Annotated in this window: 16 protein-coding genes; 7 read left to right on the top strand and 9 right to left on the bottom strand. The window is 44.5% G+C overall.

The window, feature by feature from the left end; translation table 11 throughout:
* The first annotated feature begins 69 nt into the window (after positions 1-69).
* The 6 genes from F941_RS09210 (at position 70) to F941_RS09185 (ending at position 7,249) form a co-directional block, all read left to right on the top strand.
* Positions 70-1,611, top strand: coding sequence for a TolC family protein (locus tag F941_RS09210; protein ID WP_005010460.1), 1,542 nt, complete (start codon positions 70-72; stop codon positions 1,609-1,611).
* Entirely contained in the window at positions 1,608-3,746 is a 2,139-nt protein-coding gene (locus F941_RS09205) for a type I secretion system permease/ATPase (RefSeq protein WP_005010458.1), read from the top strand. The genes F941_RS09210 and F941_RS09205 overlap by 4 nt, the downstream gene beginning before the upstream one ends.
* The gene (locus tag F941_RS09200) at positions 3,743-4,933 is read left to right on the top strand and encodes an HlyD family type I secretion periplasmic adaptor subunit (protein WP_005010456.1); all 1,191 of its coding nucleotides are present in this window, start codon (positions 3,743-3,745) and stop codon (positions 4,931-4,933) included. The genes F941_RS09205 and F941_RS09200 overlap by 4 nt, the downstream gene beginning before the upstream one ends.
* A gap of 115 nt (positions 4,934-5,048) precedes the next feature.
* The gene (locus F941_RS09195) at positions 5,049-5,648 is read left to right on the top strand and encodes an IMPACT family protein (RefSeq protein ID WP_005010454.1); all 600 of its coding nucleotides are present in this window, start codon (positions 5,049-5,051) and stop codon (positions 5,646-5,648) included.
* A complete protein-coding gene (locus tag F941_RS09190) occupies positions 5,641-6,258 on the top strand; it encodes an acyltransferase (RefSeq protein WP_005010452.1) in 618 nt (205 codons plus the stop codon). Before F941_RS09195 ends, F941_RS09190 begins: the two co-directional genes overlap by 8 nt.
* Before the next feature lie 148 nt (positions 6,259-6,406).
* Positions 6,407-7,249 carry a universal stress protein gene (locus F941_RS09185; RefSeq protein ID WP_005010451.1) on the top strand — a complete coding sequence of 281 codons (843 nt, stop codon included), beginning with the start codon at positions 6,407-6,409 and terminating at the stop codon, positions 7,247-7,249.
* A 117-nt stretch (positions 7,250-7,366) separates the two neighbouring features.
* Here F941_RS09185 and F941_RS09180 read toward each other — a convergent pair whose 3' ends face one another.
* The 5 genes from F941_RS09180 to F941_RS09160 all read right to left on the bottom strand — a co-directional run bounded on the left by F941_RS09180 (position 7,367) and on the right by F941_RS09160 (position 13,679).
* A complete protein-coding gene (locus F941_RS09180) occupies positions 7,367-8,032 on the bottom strand; it encodes an O-methyltransferase (protein WP_005010447.1) in 666 nt (221 codons plus the stop codon).
* Positions 8,033-8,163: 131 nt separating this feature from the next.
* The gene (locus F941_RS09175; protein ID WP_005010446.1) at positions 8,164-8,886 is read right to left on the bottom strand and encodes a D-Ala-D-Ala carboxypeptidase family metallohydrolase; all 723 of its coding nucleotides are present in this window, start codon (positions 8,884-8,886) and stop codon (positions 8,164-8,166) included.
* Between the two features lie 143 nt (positions 8,887-9,029).
* Positions 9,030-9,353 (bottom strand): ferredoxin FdxA, encoded by a 324-nt coding sequence (fdxA, locus tag F941_RS09170; protein WP_004651686.1) that lies wholly within the window; start codon positions 9,351-9,353, stop codon positions 9,030-9,032.
* Positions 9,354-9,549: 196 nt separating this feature from the next.
* Positions 9,550-12,174, bottom strand: a complete 2,625-nt coding sequence (gene mutS / locus F941_RS09165; protein WP_005010443.1) for a DNA mismatch repair protein MutS — start codon at positions 12,172-12,174, stop codon at positions 9,550-9,552.
* A 290-nt stretch (positions 12,175-12,464) separates the two neighbouring features.
* Positions 12,465-13,679, bottom strand: a complete 1,215-nt coding sequence (locus F941_RS09160; protein ID WP_005010441.1) for a GGDEF domain-containing protein — start codon at positions 13,677-13,679, stop codon at positions 12,465-12,467.
* 305 nt (positions 13,680-13,984) lie between these two features.
* Here F941_RS09160 and F941_RS09155 point away from each other — a divergent pair, with 305 nt between their 5' ends.
* On the top strand, positions 13,985-14,731 hold the full coding sequence (locus F941_RS09155; RefSeq protein ID WP_005010440.1) for an iron-containing redox enzyme family protein: 747 nt from the start codon (positions 13,985-13,987) through the stop codon (positions 14,729-14,731).
* Positions 14,732-14,787: 56 nt separating this feature from the next.
* Here the strand turns inward: F941_RS09155 and F941_RS09150 are convergent, their stop codons facing one another.
* From F941_RS09150 to F941_RS09135, 4 genes are all read right to left on the bottom strand, one after another.
* Positions 14,788-16,791: an alpha/beta hydrolase gene (locus F941_RS09150; protein ID WP_005010438.1), complete on the bottom strand. Its 2,004-nt coding sequence runs from the start codon at positions 16,789-16,791 to the stop codon at positions 14,788-14,790.
* 117 nt (positions 16,792-16,908) lie between these two features.
* Positions 16,909-17,820 (bottom strand): ABUW_2363 family tetratricopeptide repeat lipoprotein, encoded by a 912-nt coding sequence (locus F941_RS09145; protein WP_005010435.1) that lies wholly within the window; start codon positions 17,818-17,820, stop codon positions 16,909-16,911.
* A gap of 116 nt (positions 17,821-17,936) precedes the next feature.
* Positions 17,937-18,746 carry a serine O-acetyltransferase gene (gene cysE / locus F941_RS09140; protein WP_005010433.1) on the bottom strand — a complete coding sequence of 270 codons (810 nt, stop codon included), beginning with the start codon at positions 18,744-18,746 and terminating at the stop codon, positions 17,937-17,939.
* Positions 18,739-19,581 carry an RNA methyltransferase gene (locus F941_RS09135; RefSeq protein WP_005010431.1) on the bottom strand — a complete coding sequence of 281 codons (843 nt, stop codon included), beginning with the start codon at positions 19,579-19,581 and terminating at the stop codon, positions 18,739-18,741. Before F941_RS09135 ends, cysE begins: the two co-directional genes overlap by 8 nt.
* Positions 19,582-19,592: the final 11 nt, after the last annotated feature.

The raw sequence follows: 19,592 nt of genomic DNA, 5'->3' as shown, positions 1-19,592 counted from the left end.
ATTCGATAAACGTAATTTTATTTACGAATTACATATAAAAACCCAAATAAAAATTATTGCGTAGAAACAATGCTAATAATAAATAGTAAGTATTTAAAACTATGGGGAAAATTTGAAAAAAATAAACGAACAGCGCTGTTTGTTCTGATTATTCCTTTTCACCTTTCCTATGCGCATGCAGAGAATGCGGAAAAAAATCAATTTCATCTTTTAAACGGTGGAATAGGGCAGTTATTTGCGCCGAAACCCAAGCGTTCTGCTGAAAAAATTGATATTACGGAATTGAGCAAATTTCCTTTTGATACGTCAAAAGTGAGCGAGCTGACGCCTTCGGCGCAAGCCTCCAATCCTCTTAATGTTCATCCCGGCTGGCCTGTTTCAGGGAAATTGAGCTTTCTTGATGCAATTCATGCCGCTGTACAGCGCAGGCCTGAAATCAGCAGAAATATTGCGAATGTCTCTGAGCAAAGCACCAATATTGACTTAGCCAAATCGCAGTACTTTCCGCAGCTGTCTGGCGGTTTCAGTACGGCGGATTTAACCAAGGGTGAGCGCGGCGGGCAAGTGGTTTCACTGAATGCTGCGCAAATGCTGTATGACTTTGGCAAGGTGAAAAGCAGTGTCAATGTTACTGAAGCTAAAATGCTGCAAGAGCAGGCGGGTTTTTTAGTCAGTTTAGATCAAGTCTCTTATGATGTGGCGGATGCCATTATCAATATCAAGCGCTATCAGGAAATCAGCAAAATTGCACAAGAGCAGATTAAAGGCATTGGGCGGATTGCCGAGATTGCGAATTTGCGGGCAAAAGCAGGAATCAGCAGTCAGGCCGACCCTATTCAGGCTCAATCGAATTTAGAGGCGGCTGAATCCAACCTGATTGTACAGCAAATGCAGCTTCGCCTAAACCAGCAACGCTTAAGAACGCTGCTGGGTTTTGATGTGTCTGCAAACCAATGGGAAATTCCAGCGGCCATTTTGCAAAAGTCGGATTTATATAAAGACCCTGAATATAACTTCATCCCGAGTATTATGCAGGCGCAAGCGGGTGTAGAAGTGGCAAAGTTTCAAAAGCAGCAGGCGAAACTGAGCGCTTATCCGACCATCAATATTAAAGGCAGCCTCAGTCAGGCGGTAAACGGCCGCAATCCAAACAATAATGAAGATGACGGCTTTTATAATTCTATTATGCTCGAAGCCAATAGCAATTTTTATCAGGGCGGCGCCATTGCTGCTCAAACACGCGCTGCCAGCTATGCGGAAGACGCTGCGCGGGCGCAAGTGAATGCCGCTTATTTAGATGTCGTGGATCGCGTGCGTTTAATTCGGGAACAAATTGAGAATAAGAAAAGGCAGATGTCGGTACTTGTGCAGCGCAGGGAAACGACAGCGCGAACCAAAGAGCTGTATCAGGAACAATATAAATTAGGCACAAGAACAGTAGTCGACCTATTGAATGCGGAACAGTCTATTCATAGCGCAGCGATGGAAATCGTAAACTCACAATACGATATTTATTCAGGACTTGCGCAGTATATACAGGTGACAGGACGCAGCAGGGAGATCTACGAATTAAATAATAAGATGATTCAGGGGGTTGAAGTTCAGCCATGACACAGACAATAAATTATCAGCCTTGGCTTCAGGCCGTACAGAATATTGCTAAGCATTACCGCATAGAAGCATCGGAAGAACGGATTCGCCTACAGCTGGATTGGAATCAGCACGGCAATTTAGAAGAATTGATCAATGTGATGGCCAAGCAGATTGGCTTGAGCGTGCGCAAAAATAAATACGATGTCAATTTGCTGAATCCATGGCGCCTGCCTGTCATGATTGAATTCAATAGCGGGGAAGTCGGCGTAGTTGAACGCATAGATACGGATGGAAATGCTAGTGTGCAGCTCAGCGGCGATGAAGGCTTATCTCAGGTATTTCCGATTGAACGGCTGAATCACGGTGCACGCAATATTTATATTTTGCGTCCGGAATCCTCTGTGCCAGACATCCGTGTGGATGAATATATTAAACCATTCGAGAAAAACTGGTTTTGGAGCATCGCCTTACAAGACTGGAAGCGTTATATCGATATTATGCTTGCTTCAATGATGGCGAATATCTTAGCGCTGGCTACCGTGCTTTTTTCCATGAATGTTTATGACCGGGTGATTCCGTCCCAGTCGGTTTCAACACTCTGGGTGCTGGCCAGCGGTGTGCTGCTGGCGGCGATTTTTGAGTTTGTGCTGCGTATTACCCGTATTCATCTGTCAGACATTATTGGAAAGCGCTCAGATTTAAAAATTTCAGACCGGGTCTTTGGCCATGCGCTGCGCATAAAAAACAGCGAACGTTCTAAATCAACCGGGACATTTATTTCGCAAATCCGTGAATTGGAAGGTGTTCGTGAATTAGTGACCTCTACAACGGTGACAGCCATTGCTGACTTGCCTTTCTTTTTGCTTTTCTTGGCCATCTTTTGGATTATTGGCGGCAATCTGTTTTGGGTGATGCTGCTGATTGTTCCGGTGATGGTGCTGCCAGGCATACTTGCGCAGAAGAAATTGGCGCAGCTGGCGCAAATGGGCATGCGTGAATCGGCGATCCGCAATGCATTGCTGGTGGAGGCAGTGCAAGGGATTGAAGACATTAAACTGCTGCGCGCAGAATCCCGCTTCCAGAATCAATGGAATCACATGAATGAAGTATCTGCCAATGTCAGCATGCAGCAGCGCAAAATTGTCGGCTTTATGAATGCTTGGACGCAGAAAATTCAAGGGCTGGCTTTTGCCATTGTCGTGCTTGTAGGCTGCTTTGCCGTTATGAAAGGAGACATGACTACGGGGGCTTTGGTGGCCTGCTCAATTTTGTCTTCGCGCATGCTGGCGCCTATTGCGCAGCTGACCGGCGTATTGGGCCGCTGGCAGCAGGCAAAAGTAGCCAAAGCCGGGCTGGATGAACTGATGAAAAAGCCGGTGGATCAGCCTGATTATTCGCATCTGATTCATCGCCCTGTGATACACGGCAGTTACGAGCTGAATGGCGTGGTGTTTAAGTATGGCGATGATGACCCGAAACCCAGCCTGATTATTCCTAAACTGGATATCAAGCCCGGAGAGAAAATTGCTATTTTAGGCCGAAATGGCGCTGGAAAATCAACGCTATTGCAGCTGCTGTCTGGCATGCAGACGCCTTCACAGGGCAAAGTCAAATTGGATGGCATTGATATTGGCTTGATTGATCCTTCAGATGTCCGCCGGGATCTGGGGCAGCTGAATCAAACGTCACAGCTGTTTTATGGATCTATCCGGGAAAATTTAACACTGGGTGCGCCTTTAGCGACAGATGATCAAATATTGCATGTGCTGAATATCACAGGCGCTTTAGGTTTTGTGCAAGAAAAGAAAGAAGGGCTGGACCATATTGTGCTGGAAGGTGGTTTTGGTTTTTCTGGCGGGCAGCGGCAAGCTTTGCTGCTGGCGCGGCTGCTGATTCGTGAGCCGAATATTCTGCTCCTGGATGAGCCTACTGCATCTATTGATGATGTTTCAGAAAAGCAGCTGATTGACCATCTTCGATTTTACTTAAAGCATCGGACACTGGTTGTTGCAACGCACCGCCGGGCCGTACTGGAATTGGTGGACCGCATCATTGTGGTGAATGACGGAAAAATTGTCATGGATGGCCCAAGAGATCAGATTTTAAATCAATCGGGCGGTGTGCAAAAGCGTGTGACTGGAGCGAGCGCATGAGTGAAAATAATCAAGTAATGACGCGCTCAGCAAAAGCGGCTTTTCAGGAGCCGCCGCTGCCGAAAGCAAGTCTGGTGATCTGGATTATTTGTCTAGGCTTGGTGACTATTTTAGTTTGGGCTTGGCTGTTTGAACTGGAAGAGGTTTCCACGGGCACGGGCAAGGTTGTTCCATCATCCAAAGAGCAGATTATTCAGTCTTTAGATGGCGGCATACTCACCACGCTGAATGTCAAAGAAGGGCAAATTGTTGAGCAGGGGCAAGTATTGGCGCAGCTCGATCCCACCCGTTTTGAATCAAATGTCGGTGAAACAGAGTCACTATTGATGGCAAGCAAAGCGACGGCGGCGCGGCTGCGTGCGGAAGTAAGCGGCACGCCGATCAGTTTTCCTGCAGAAGTGGCAAAAGAGTCAAAGCTGGTTAATGAAGAAACCGCTTTGTATCAATCGCGCCGGGCTAATTTAGAAGAGTCGCTATCTGGACTGAAACAGGCGCTGTTCCTGGTTGAGCAGGAGCTGTCGATGACGCAGCCTTTGGTTGCAAAAGGCGCAGCCAGTGAAGTTGAAGTGCTGCGCTTGAAGCGTCAGGCCAATGAACTGCGCAATCAAATGAATGATGTGCAGAACCAGTATTATGTGAAAGCGCGTGAAGAGCTGGCCAAAGCCAATACGGATATTGAAACGCAGCAGCAGGTTGTGCGCGGCAAGACGGATACTTTAAGCCGTACCGTATTTAAATCGCCGGTGCGCGGTGTTGTTAAGGAAATTGATGTCATGACATTAGGCGGTGTTGTGCCGCAAAATGGCAAGCTGATGACGATTGTGCCATTGGATGAGCAGCTTCTGGTTGAAGCGCGGATTTCTCCGCGCGATATTGCATTTATTCATCCTGAACAGGAAGCTTTGGTGAAAATTACCGCTTATGATTATTCCATTTACGGCGGTTTAAAAGGCAAAGTCACCATCATCTCTCCAGATACTTTGAGGGATGAAGTCAAGCAGGATCAATTTTATTACCGCGCTTATATCCGTACCGATAGCGATAAACTGGTGAATAAAACAGGTAAAAACTTTGCAATTACCCCAGGCATGGTTGCCACTGTAGATATCCGCACGGGTGAAAAGACGGTATTGGATTATCTGATCAAGCCGTTTAATAAAGCGAAAGAAGCGCTGAGAGAGCGCTAGTCCAAGTGCATTTCAGAAAAAGCCCCCAAGCAGCGGGGCTTTTCTTTGCGCTTTTGAAAACTTTTTAGGAAATAAAACGTTATAATTGAATCGATTTTTGCTATTTTGAAGCCAGATGCCGTTTACGATTGCCCGCCCTGTCAGTTTTGAGGAAGACATTAAAAAGAGCCGTTTTTTGGCCATTGCTGCGCCTGTCGAAAATGAGCAGGCAGTCAAAGATTTTTTAGCAGAACATAAAGATTTCAGCACCACGCATCAGTGCTGGGCATGGAAAATTGGCCACAATGTCCGCTTCAATGATGACGGCGAACCTTCAGGTACAGCGGGGCGTCCAATTTTAGCAACCATAGAAGGCAATGCGCTGACGAATGTTTTGGTGCTGGTGAACCGCTGGTATGGCGGCGTAAAGCTGGGCACAGGCGGTTTGGTGCGCGCGTATGGAGGTACAGCAGGGCAATGCCTGATGCTGGCGGAAAAAATCGAATTAATTGAAAAAAAGAGGGTCAGCTTTCAGTGCCAGTTTAATGAATGGGCCATTTTTCAATATGAGCTGAGCCTCCATCAGATTGAATTTTCCGAAGAATATACTGCAGCGGGTGTGGCGGTTCATGCGCTATTGCAGGTGCATCAAATTCAGCCGCTTGCTCTGAAACTGCAGGATGTTACACGCGGCAGAGAACAGCTGAAAATTATTGAAGAGCCAGAAGATGACTGAACAAGATCCTTTATTGAAATACCGCGAACAGCATAAGCACCGCTTGAATTATATGCCTTGGCTGTATTGGAGTTTAAAGCCGAAAAATAAAGGGTGGGCAGAAGCATGGCAGCAGGAGTATCAAGCATATTTGATGGCGATGGAAACTGTAGACATTGGCAAAAACTGTTTCATTTCTCCCTTGGCGCATATATTTGCCGAGCCAGGCCGCAAGATCACAATCGGCGATAATACTTTTATTGCCGCAGACTGTACGCTGCATGGGCCGCTGGAGATCGGAAATGAAGTTGCAATCAATCATCACTGCATTTTGGACGGCGGCCGTGCTGGAATAAAGCTGCATGATCAAGTGCGCATTGCCGCTTACTGCCATTTATATGCTTTTGATCATGGCGTGGATTTAGATCAGCCTGTGTACCAGCAGCCTGTGCGTTCACGCGGTATTGAAATAGGGCGGGATGTTTGGCTTGGCGCGCATGTCGGGGTAAAAGATGGCATACATATTGATGATCATGCGGTGATTGGCATGAACAGCATGGTGACTAAAAATGTCGAAAAAAAGGCCATCATTGGCGGCAATCCAGCGGCATTTATCCGCTACCGTGAATAGCAATGTTTCATTGCGGGAAAGTTATGGTGCATAAAAGCTGAACTTGTAAAAGTACTTACATAAAATCCTGCCAAGATAATAAAAGTTGTGCTAAGTTAAAAACATGAAGCAACTTATAGCCCAGCTATCTTAGAAAGAGAGGCTAATTATGAAACGTGTAATCGCGTGTATTGACTCTTCACCATGCATTAATGCACTGGCAGAAGCCGCTGTATGGATTGCTAAAGAAACCCAGCGTGAACTCGTGCTGCTTCAAGTATTAGATTATTACCCGGCCAGTTATCATTTAGGTGAAATCAGCGGCGTAATCGGTTTTGAAAGCAATGCCATGCTACTGAAAGAGTTAGCCGAATTAGAGCAGAAACAGAGTGAGTTAGCGCTGGATTACAGCAATAATCTGCTGAAGCATATTTCTGAAATGATTCAGGAAAAATATGGCGTAACCGCGTCGCATATTCAAGAAAAAGGCGATTTTTTAGAACAAAGCTTTAATGTGCTTCAGCCTGATGATATTGCCGTCATTGGGCGGGTAGGCGAGCGCTCTGCTGAACGCAATAAACCTATCGGCAGCAATGTTGAAAACTTTATCCGCGGCGCCAAATGCACCGTGATGACCGTCGGTTCAACCTTCAAGCCGCCGACACGTTTCATCTTTGCTTATGAATATTCACCTACCTGTGTCAGCCTGATGAAGCGGGTTGGGCAAAGTGACCTGTTAAAGCTGCTGCAATGCCATTTGCTGTATGTAGGCGATCATCCGGAAATTTTAAATGAGCCAATGCAGTATCTGAAAAGTGAAGGCTTAGATGTCGTGACTGAATACCGCTATGGCGACGTCGCAGAAAATATACTGTTATATCAGCAAGAGCAGGGTATTCAGCTGATTGTACTGGGTGCATTCAGCCACAGTAAAATTCATCAATTTTTCTTAGGCAGCATTGCGACAACGATTTTCAGGAACTCAACTGTGCCATTGCTGGTGGTGAAATAAGTGCAATTTTAAAAACAGAGTTATCCTCATATATTGTGGATAACTCTGTGGTAAGTATTTGTAAGCTTATGTTTTATTTGTAAAATATCGGTATGGGTGATTTTTGCGCGATTGCGCTTATTTTACGATTGCAATTGCAAAACCATCGTGCCCCTTGCTGCCGACGGTTTGCAATGCCGTGCAAGACAAAATACGCGGATGATTCTGCATGGCTTTGAACATATCCCGAATGCCTTCAATGCTTGGCTTGTGATTTTCTGGATTTAGAATTTCGCCTGCGCGGATGACATTATCCAGCACAATAATTGTGCCTGAATGTGATAAATTTAAACTCAGTTCCAAATATTCAGGATAGCTTTGCTTATCCGCATCAACAAAAATAAAGTCAAAAGCCTCTGTATCTGCAGGCAATGCATGCAGCACATCTGCTGCGCGGCCGCATTTCAGTTCAATCGTTTGAGGCAGTTTGGCGTTGTCTATATTTTCCTGACCTAAGGCAGCATGCGTATCTCGGCCTTCAATTGTTAAAATATAGCCATCTTCTGGCAGTGCGCGCGCAAGCCACATTGTGCTGTAAGCCGCAAAAGTTCCCAGTTCAAGCACGCGTTTACATTGATTCATTTGAATCAGCATTTGCAAAAGCATGCCTTGGTTTGGCGCGACGGCCAAATGATCTGGGAAACCGCGCTCTGCCGTATGTTTCAGTGTTTGAACTAAGATAGGATCTTCTGGAATTAAATGTGAATCAATATAAGCATCAATTTCAGTCCACATTTGCTGCATAGTGTTCGCGCCTCATTTTAGATGCATGCATTTTAAACCTTTCATCTGGAAGCGCAATTTTTTGCATCATATTTGCAGAATTTATCAGCAAAAAAGCCTCGAGTGAGGCCATGAAATTTCAATGTAATGATCTAGTAATTACACATCGATGATTGTCTGGATAAATTTGGCCCCCAAGTGCGGAAACCTTGCGTATCAATATGAATTTGACCGCTGGCATACAGCCCCAAGCCCATGTTCAAACTAGGGCCGTGCTGTGTCCAGAACTGGCAAAGTTTGAATTTAGTATTTTCAATATAAGCGTAATCTTCAGGTTGAGGATATTCAGGCCCGATACGGAAATCGATTGCGGAATTGTATAGATGGCGTGAAGAGCTTGCGCCGCCAGCGCATTGGTTCATTGGCAAGTCGCGGTAGACTGAGGTCACTTCAAAGTCGGTCAGTACTTTAGCTGCAACTAAGTATTTAAATACACGGAGCGTTGGAATTTGGTTGGCCCAAAGTTCTCGGTTAGGCACCATATATTGTGAACGGCCGCATTTTTGCCAATCACGGGCAGTACGCATAAGTTCAAAACTGGGGATAATATTGCCGACGCCATTTTTTTCTAAAAATACTTCATATTCGCGGACACGGCGTAAGTTGTCTGCTGCGGCAACCCATGCGTTATATGCATAAGGGATGACTTTAGGCGGAACTTGACGCTCAAGACTGATGCGTTCTTGCGGAATAAAAATGCGTTTACCGTCTGGTGTTGTAATTGTTTGACCTTTTTTGGGCGACGTACTGCAGCCTGCCAAAAAGACTAGAGGTATTGCTGCAACTGCCAGCAACGCCTTCATAAAATGCTTCATTATAAAAATCAATTATTTACACAATCGCTATATTTTAATCTAAAATGATTGAGAAAATTTGAATAAATTGCAATGAAATGTGTGCTTTCAGTATAAAAAAAGATCAGCAAAGGCTGATCTTTTTTATTTTGTAATTTCTGGAATTACTTTTCTAAATACTGCAGTTTATCTGCTTTGCCGTTCCATTCTTCACGGTCTGCAGGCTGGTCGCCAATTTGCGTGATGTTCGGCCATTTTTGTGAAAGTTCAGTATTCAGTTCAATGAAAACTTCTTGACCTTCAGGCAATTCATCTTCAGAGAAGATTGCATTTGCAGGGCATTCTGGCTCGCAAAGCGCGCAATCGATGCATTCGTCAGGATTAATTACAAGAAAGTTTGGGCCTTCATAGAAACAGTCTACAGGGCAAACTTCAACGCAATCTTGATATTTACATTTAATACAGTTTTCGGTGACAACAAAGGTCATGGCGACAGCTACCTAAAAATATGGTTCTAATAACTAATACTGTATTTTAGGCAAAAACATAGGCAACTAACAATTCCTTTTATTGATATTTGATATAGATACTGCTGTTAAATTTGATAAAAAACATCCATATTCATCAAAAATACTTATAAATGAAAAAGACTCTCAATTGAGAGCCTTCTTCAATGGATTTTTTTTAAAGATTGTCTTTCAGCATATACAGCTGCTGCAGCGCTTCACGCGGGCTGAGGCTGTCAATATCCAAGGCCTGCAGCAGATCTATCGCAGGAGAGGTTTTTTCAACTTCAATGATGCGTTCCACAACTTCAGGCACGCTGTTTTCAGCAAATAAGTCATTCTGCACGGCATGGTTTAAATGTAATTGCTGCTGCTTTTCCAAAATGCGCAAACGGTTTTGGGCTTCTTTAATGACATTGGCTGGAATTCCTGCCAGCTTGGCAACTTGCAAACCGTGACTTTGGCTTGCAGGCCCGTGCTGTACTTTGTGCAGTAAAATCAGATTACCATTTAATTCTTTTGCAGTGACATGGTAATTGTCAATGCCGGACTCTTTCCCCAGTTCCGTCAGTTCAAAGTAATGCGTCGCAAAAAGGCATAAGCATTTAATGCGCTTGGTCAGATCAAGGACGCAGGCCCAAGCCAGCGATAAGCCGTCATAAGTGCTGGTTCCTCGCCCGACTTCATCCATCAGAACTAAAGATTGGCTGGTGGCATGATGCAGAATTTGCGATGTTTCGGTCATTTCCACCATAAAGGTTGATTTGCCTGTAGATAGATCATCTGCTGAACCGATACGGGTAAAAATGCGGTCAATTGGGCCTAATACCGCAGCTTCTGCGGGTACATAACTGCCGCAATAGGCCAGCAGGGCAATTAAGGCAGTTTGGCGCATAAAGGTTGATTTACCGCCCATGTTAGGGCCTGTAATAATTGCCATGCGGCGGTTAAAGTCCAGGAACGTATCGTTTGGAGTAAAAGCCGTTTTACTGAGAGATTCAACTACTGGGTGGCGGCCTGCTTTAATTTTTACCCCGATTTCGGGGCTGAACTCAGGGCGTATCCAGTGATGCAGTCGGGCTTGATGGGCAAAGTTAGCAATCATATCCACCTGAGCAATTGCGCTGCTCATCATCTGCAGATTGCCGATATCCTGCCGCAATTCATTCAGCAGCATTTCGAACAGCATTTTTTCACGCGCTAATGCACGGGATTCGCTGGATAAGACTTTGTCTTCAAATGCTTTGAGTTCAGGCGTAATATAGCGTTCTGCATTTTTTAATGTTTGACGGCGGATGTACCGCTCAGGTGCTTGTTCAGCCTGGCCACGGGTCAGTTCAATATAATAGCCGCTGACGCGGTTGTAGCCGATTTTAAGTGTATTGATGCCTGAAGCTTCGCGTTCTTTAATTTCCAAATCAATCAGGAATTGGCCTGCATGGTCGCGGATTTTACGCAATTCATCCAGCTCAGCGTCAAAACCTTCTGCAATGACATTTCCGTCACGCAGTAAAACTGGCGGATGTTCCACAATGGCAGCCATCAGGCGTTCATGCAGCCCATGAAAATCGCCAAGCTCATGATTTAATTCAGTCAGCAGTTTTGACTGCTGCATTTCAATAATCGGCTGCAATGCATGGCGCAAATAAGGGACTTGCGCGCAGGCTTGGCGCAGCTGAACCAGATCGCGCGGGCGGGCGCTGCCGAGCGCGACACGGCTCAATACACGTTCAATGTCGCTGATTTCTTTTAAGACCAAACGGACTGGCGACTCATGATAACCGTTGAGTAAAGCCTGAGCCGCATCCAATCGGCCATCTAAAACTGCTGTGTCACGCAATGGCTGCATTAAGGTTCTGCGCAGCAGGCGCCCGCCCATGGCGGTTTTGCAGTCATTCACCAGCTGGAATAATGAGGTGCCATGATCAAATAGCGGTTCTATCAGTTCTAAATTTCGGCGGGTTACAGGGTCAAGGGCGATAAAGTCAGAACTTTGTTCCAGCTGAATGGTGCGGATATGCGGCAATGCAGTTTTTTGCGTTTCTTTGCCATAATGAATTAAAGCCGCCGCGGCCGCTTTGGCTAAGGGTAAATGATCTATGCCGAAGCCGGATAAAGTGGAGACTGAAAATTGATCGCAGAGCGTTTTCTGCGCATTGTTTAAGTTGAAGTCTACATTGGGGCGCTTGGTAATAGGGCAGTCTAATTGCTGCTTAATATGCTCAATAACATTGGGGTCAATAATATCTTCATCAATAATGATTTCACTGGGCATTAAACGTGACAGTTCAATTGCCAGCTGTTCAGTTTTGAATTCTTGCTGCTGAACTTTAAATAAGCCTGCGCTTAAATCCAGCAGGGCAATACCGATTTGATTTTGCTGTATGCACAATGCTACAAGATTTGAAGTTTGATGCGCAGTCAGCAGGGCGTCATCGGTCAATGTGCCTGGCGTAATGATGCGCACTACACCGCGCTCTACAGGCGCTTTACCTGTAACTTCGCCAATTTGCTCACAGATGACAACAGTTTCGCCTTTTTTAACCAGACGGGCCAGATAACCTTCCGCAGCATGGTAAGGAACGCCTGCCATGGGGATAGGCTCACCATATGCCTTGCCGCGGTGAGTTAATGTAATGCCCAGCAGTTTCGCGGCTTTATGCGCATCTTCAAAAAATAATTCGTAAAAGTCGCCCATGCGGTAGAACATCAGCGAATGCGGGTGCTGCATTTTTACCGACATGTATTGCTGCATCATTGGTGTAAGTGAGCTTAGATCAATGTTGGTTTTTTCTGCAGTCATTTGATAAAAATACCTTTTAAATTAAATAGATTCATACATGTTGATCAATTTTTACAGTCTTGATGTTTCAACGGCGCCAAAGATGCAGGCAAAACTGAAAATACAGTACTTTATAAGCAATCGCCATAATTGCGAAGCTTTGAGATCAAGCCGCTTCATAAAATAAGGCCAAGTGATTTTAGCAAAAATACGGCAGGCAAAAAGGCCTTGAAGATTAGATGAATGTAAAAAGTACAATTCTGATGGTTTAGTTTTGAATCGGCGAATAGATTTCAAGTTCTGCAGCGTATTTAAGCGACCGCATTTTTTGCCATAAAGTACTGATTGCGGCCATTAGATTTTGCCAAATACAATGCTTTATCGGCACTCTGAATAAAGGCGGATAGTTCATCATGCTCTTGCGGAATAATCGTGGCGGCGCCAATGCTGACCGTCACATAGGGCGAAATTGGACTGGCTGGATGGGGGAGTTCAAGATTGCAGATGCGTTCTAACAGTTTTGCCGCTATTTTTTCAATTTGCCGTTCATCTTGCATATGAAATAAGAGCAGGAATTCTTCCCCGCCGTAACGGGCCGCTAAATCAGTACTGCGGGAGGTTACACATTGAAGCTCTTGAGCAATTTTCTGCAGGCAAAAATCGCCGGCGATATGACCTAAATGATCGTTATATTCTTTGAAACAGTCGATATCCACCATCAGAATACTGATCGGCATCTGATACCGCATAGCCGTATGCCATTGCTTATCCAGCACTGATGTCAGATGGCGGCGATTGGCAAGGCCTGTGAGTGAATCTAATTGTGACAGCAATTCAAGCTGTTCAGACTGTTTATCCATTTCCAGCTTATTCAGCTCAATAATGCAATTTTGCAAATAATTTTCGCGATGCTGGCGGTCAATTGCATAAGCGACGGACATGCCGAGGAAACTGCTGAACGTATAAGTCCTGTTCAAAAAAGTCCAATCAATGGGGTAATTCAGAAATTTAGTCACAGCAATGGCGATCAATCCGCCCAGCCAGCCTGCAATTAATGCCGTATAAAAGCGGAGTCCTACAAAGCTGTAAATGATAATAACAGCGTACATCATTGAGGCATGCAAAAGGGCATCATTGTCATTATTAACACTGGTAATAATGACAAAGGATATTGCAACAGCTGCGGCGCTGCCTACTCCGGCGTAGAGATCAAAGTACTGGTCAAATCGTCGGATAAAGGAAACGATCCATGCGGTAAAGATAATCAACCCAACCCAAGCGTATAGAGTTAACCATTGATGGACTTGCGCACTTTCAGAAATGTTTTGATAAATGCCATAACTTAAATAAATATATAATAAGAATATAATAGGGGCGCGGAAACGGAATTCTAAAGCAGCTTCATGCTGATATTGTTTTTTATATATAGGTTCAAGCTTTTTTGAAAAATGCACATAATTGAGCCCTCTTGAAATTAAGGCTTGAATTTCATTTCGGTTTAAAAGTTTTGAACCTTCTAACTTCATATGCTTTTGCCAAATTATCTTTTATATTTTAATGGTTTTAATCCCATTTTTGGAATTTTAACGGTTTCATTTTTAGCCTACAGTTACTAGTTTTAACAAAAGAATTTATGCTCTACAAGTAGAAAATATGACTTTTTTTCTGTTACACAGATAAATTATGTGATTAATGAGACAATGGGGTTTAAAGTCTAATAAGTAATAGTGATTAATAGTTGAATGGCGATTAAAAAAAATCACTTGTTTCGTTTATGAATTAAATTATGATCGAATGGCAGATGCATAAAAATTATTACATGGAGCAGTAAATGACGGCTTTACAGAAGCAAGTTGATTCAAGCCTCAAAATTAATCCGCATAATGCTTGGTCTCAAAAGTTCTGGGATGACCTAACCCCATATAAAAATAGAATAAGTGAACATCCCTTTTTTGTGAATATGGCAAGCGGCCAGCTGACGGTTAAAAGCTTTCGCTATGCGCTGCTGCACTTCTATCCTTTAGTTGCCCATTTTCCATCCTTTATGGCGCTGGCGCTTGCAAAAGCAACTCATTTTTCTGAATCCGGGGTAGCGGAAACACGGGATTGGCTGATTCAAAATATTAAGGTTGAAGAAAGGCATCTGAATTGGTACCGGGACTGGGCTGGCGGTTTTGGCATTGCGGTTGCTGAATTGGACAGTGTCAAGCCGTCAGCAGCGATGAACGCAGTCAATCATTTTCTTTGGAACATTAATACACGCGCCAGTTTATGTGAGAGTTTAGCGGCGACGAATCTTGCTATTGAATGGGCGACGGGTGACTGGAGCAGTAGGGTGTATAAGGGAATTCAAGCTTATACAGTTCATCCTGAGGTTTCCATCAATAAGCGTACAATTGCCTGGCTTAGAGCGCATGCGCATTATGATGATTTGCATCCTTATGAAGCGATGGAGCTGATCAAGCGCTTGGCCGATGGAAGCCCGGCGCTTCAGCAGCGCGCTTTTAACGCCGCTAAGGAAGGTTTGGCCTATTATGAAATGGCGCTGGATGCCTGCTATAAGATTCATCTCGAATAAATGAATCACAAAATTAAAAAAACCGGACAATGCGCCGGTTTTTTTACAGTACAAGCTTAAGGTTTATATAATCCTAATTCTACAAGATGCTGTCTTAAAATCCGGCGCAGTTCCAGCACTGCTTCAGGTGTTTCCTGAATGGAATGCCCGCCTTTTAAAATCTTTTCAGAAACTGCACCTTCTAAATGCGCGCTTTTATACGGAACAACATCGTCAGTGATGATATTCAGATCATCACTTTTTGTCGCATTGCCAATAATTGAATGATATTTCATGCCTTTTTTGGGCATGATGTCTTCAGTTAAAGCAATGAATTTGGATTTATAGCTTAAATCACTTGGCCCATTTTGGATTAGGCCATGATCAATTTCTTTGAACAGGTCTTTAAGGTCTTCTTCTTGCGTGAGGACATCGGCCATAGCGGATAGAAATGCGCCAGGCAGCTTGATTATTTTACGGGCAGCTCTGGTAAACCAGCGGTCTGCAAATTCGGTTCCGCGGTGAGGTGCAGATAAGAAAATGGCGCGGCTGAAATTTGGGATGTCTTTCATGACCAAACGGTCTTTAACGACATTAACGTTTTTATACTGATTGATTTGGCGGGCATTCATCATTTTAAGCGCATTTTGCGTGACATCTGCATCGCTTACCAGCAGACGGGCAATAATGCCGCCCATGCTGTGTCCGATGAGTACCGCATCATGCTTAGCCGGCGCTTGATTGCTGACTTGGGCAAATGCTTGGGTTAAGACAGCATGAATTTGGAACCGGCTTTCAACAATCGGCATATTGGTTGAATAAAACACCTGCCAAACCTGAAAATGCTCGCGCAGTACAGGATCACCCATTATATCATTGGTCAGGCGGATCCAAGCTTCTGGGCTGCTGGCTAATCCATGCACCAATACAATGATTTTTTTATTTGGATTATAGGGTTCCAGCATATACAGATGAGGCATGGTCAGCTGTTCATCACGGTCAATGAGTGACAAGTATGCTGATTTCCCTAAATTATTTTGTGCAAGCCAAAGGCCGTAGGGCGCGGAAAAGTTGGCCGCCAGCGGATATTGCTTATTGCCGATGGTTAATTTTTCAAATTTATAGGGGTCATAGGCCTTAATCTGGAAATTTGCCTGATTCAGAATATCTTCAACGGAAGCAGCAGAAGCCGGTTCTGCTGTTAAAGTTGCTGCCAAATAACGCGCTTGGTGAATATTGGGATTGATGCCGCTTGGATATTTGTATGACATCGGGGAAATAATATATTTGGCTTTGCCTGAAGCCTTTGGGATGTCATCAGGCAAAACGACCAAGAATTCTGAACCGAAACCATCACGGCGGGTGATCGAGCGCAAGCCGGAAAAGTTCAGATTGTAGGTTGACATGAGCTGTTCAATCTTACGTTTTTTGAGCTCTGGATAGTTGTCAAAATCAATATTATAGATGCTTTGGCCAATCTTAATTTGACTGGTGACTTCAGTCGGCTTATAGCGTAAATAATACGTATTGACGAGTTTCGCAATACTTTGATTGTAGAAATCTCGAATTTGTACCTGTCTGTTGTCAAAAATGCGGTCTTGCGGCCCGCGTTTTGTTTTAAACATATAGGCGTAGCTGTAGCGGATGCTCTTATCCAGCATGTACAGCTGCTGGCTTAAACATTTTTCATATGAAACTTGCTGCGCTTGTTGGCGTTCCTGAGATATATGCTTGGTTAACAGGCTGATTTTGCATTCAGCTGAGTTTTCAAGTTCTATAGCCTTTGCCAGATAAAGTTCACTTGCGGTCGACAGCAGCTGTTCATCGATAATCTGGGGGATTTGCTTGATTTCATCAACGCAGCTTTCTGGAGATTCTGTGCAGATTTTTGCTTCGCGCCCAGTCATCGACAGGACATTCAAACTGGCTTCACTGAGTTTATTGCGTGAGAGAATGCTGTCGCGCTCATTGGCAATCGTAACATTTAAAGCCTGATTTTTTACGCTGACGACTTGGCAACCGCTAAGCAGCAGTGTGCTCATTAATCCCATAAGCAGTAATTTATTGATTTTATGCTGCATGCTGTGTTCACGAAGTTTCAAATTTTCAATGCTTAAATCATACGGCAATCCTGAGGATTTTCAATTCGCTTAAAATAAAAAATAGGCCAGTAAATGGCCTATTTTTTATTTGCAGGATTAAGATGTTTTAGGCGGGTTTAAAACCTGCCATACATTCCAGCGGCCTTGCTTTTCAATTTCTTGAATTAAGCGGTCAGCAACTTCACCTTCTTGCGGATATTTTACTTTATAGTTTTTGAGCACATTGACGGCGCTTTTCTTTTGTTCCATCGCGATGTAGTTATTGGCTGCGGAAAGGTAAGCTTCCTGTACGCCAGCTTTCATTGCTTTGTCTAAATAAGGAATCGCTTCACGCTGACCGCCGCCTTCAGATAAGCCAAAACCAAACCAGAAGTTAGCCTCAGCATCATCTTGGTTAATTTTGAGAATACGCTGCGCATAAGTTAAAGATTTGGTGGTGTATACAGAACCCAAGTCTAAATTGCGCGCCATAACGCTGGCTTTGAATGCGCGGATTAAAATATCAAAAGATGCATTGTCTTTAGACGCCAAAGTATCCAGCTGCTGAGTTGTTTCTTTCAGTTTGGCCTCAAACCCTTTACGCTCATTGCGCTGTACAAAGCGTGGCGGGTAGTGGCGCGCTTTGCCTTCGACCAATTGCAGAAAGTCATCTATTTCAGTGATATCAATTTCGTTGTCACCGGCAAGCACCGCATATTTCATAGAGCGGACTTTGCTGTTCACAGTCGGAATGATGAGGCGGTTAACATCCAAAGTCATTTTTTTAGATGGATCGCTGGCTAAATTCACTTCCATTTTAGTTACAGGCTGTGCCGCGGCTTTTTGCAGATCCATTTCAAATGGAGGCGGCGCATCGTAGTTAAATGGGTTCAGTGCGTAGAATGGCGGTGTTAATTCAGGCTCTGCAAAGATCATTGCGCCTTCAGGATTTTTATTTTTGGTTGGCGCGCTTCCGCATGCAGCAAGAGTTAAAGCGACTAAGGCAACGGCCAAGGGCTTAAGCGTCATAATGATCTTCCATTTAATTTATTTTAAAAACTTTCAAGCATGTTGGTCAGTCTAAAAAAACTCTGATCAACATGCAAGTCAGTTACTAAGCACTTGAGTGTTATTCAACAGCAGCATTAAGCTTTTGATTGGCTGCTCTGCGCTTCACATTCACGTTTCGCCTCTTCAATGATTTTCAATTCTTCATCACTGAATGGCTGTTCATTCAACTGCTGTTTTTTAAAGGTTGGATCGAGCAGAGACAAACGCTGACACAAGGTGTTCATGCGCTTTTCATTCAGCTGAATGCGGTCAAGCAAAACACGCATGCCGTCCAGAATTGGATCAGACTGATCCTGTGTTGCGGCATAAGGCTGGAAGCCTATGCTTTCTGCATAATCACGGCGGCGGTTTTCTTCATCATCTTTTGGTTTGTTTTTGGTAATGAAGCGCGCAGGATTGCCGACGGCGGTTGTTTCTGGCGGCACTTCTTTGGTCACCACGGCATTAGAACCGACTTTGGCATTTTTACCTACGGTAAAGGGGCCTAAGATTTTAGCGCCTGCACCGACAACCACGCCATCTTCCAATGTCGGATGGCGCTTGCCTTTATTCCATGTGGTGCCGCCAAGGGTGACGCCATGATACAGGGTGACATCATCGCCAATTTCTGCAGTTTCGCCAATCACGACACCCATGCCATGATCGATGAAAAAACGGCGGCCGATTTTCGCGCCTGGGTGAATTTCAATGCCAGTTGCAAAACGGCTGAAAGAAGATAAGAGGCGAGCTGAGCCTTTACAGTCTTTAGTCCACAATTCATGCGCAACGCGGTGCATGATCAGGGCATGAATGCCCGGATAGGTGGTTAAAACTTCCAGTGTGTTTCGTGCTGCAGGATCGCGCGCGAAGACAGCTTGGATATCTTCTTTGAGCTGTTTAAGCATTAGATTGATCCTCTTTATCCTTCGATTTTTTCCATGTGCCGTTATTCAGGGCTTGTACTCGGGTAAATATACCGCGAAGCAAATGATATTCCATACGATCTAATTGTATACGTCCAAATAGGCGACGCAAGCGCAAAGGCAATAATCTTGGATTTTTAGGATCCATAAATTCAATCTCTGCCAGCATTTTTTCCAAATGCGGGTAAAATTGTTCCATCTGTTCGTGAGTCACTAAAGGTTCATCCCACTGCATATCCACATGATCTGTCACATGCATTTGGGCTTCAGGATCTGCTGCATATTCAACAAACTGCATGGCTGCCATGCGCATTTCATAGCAAATGACTTGAATGGCTTGCGCAACATTCAGAACGCCATAGTCGCTGTTTACAGGAATCGTGACGTGATAGTTGGCCATCGCCAATTCTTCATTGGTGAGGCCCCGGTCTTCACGGCCAAAAATAACGGCAACTTCCTGCTGCTTTTCAGAAACTGCTTTCAGCGACATTTCTGCAGCGGGGCGCGCATCCAGTAAAGGCCATGGGATAGTGCGGGTGCGTGCGCTGGTGCCAAAGACAATATGGCAGTCTTTAATCGCATCTTCTAAGCTTTCGACAATTTCAATCTGTTCGATTAGATCGGCTGCGCCGGCTGCAAGCGCGTCAATATCCGGATGCGGATAGGTTTTAGGCGCAACCAGCACCAATTTGCATAGCCCCATGGTTTTCAAGGCTCGCAGCGCGCTGCCAATATTTGCCGGCAGAGTGGTATTGACCATCACAATACGCACGTGGGAGAGATGCGCTGTAACAGCAGCATTGTCAATTTGACTCATCATTGTTCCAA

Origin of the sequence: Acinetobacter bouvetii DSM 14964 = CIP 107468, assembly GCF_000368865.1 — a bacterium.
Classification (GTDB): Bacteria; Pseudomonadota; Gammaproteobacteria; order Pseudomonadales; family Moraxellaceae; genus Acinetobacter; species Acinetobacter bouvetii.
This window is presented reverse-complemented; position numbering and strand designations above follow the sequence as displayed.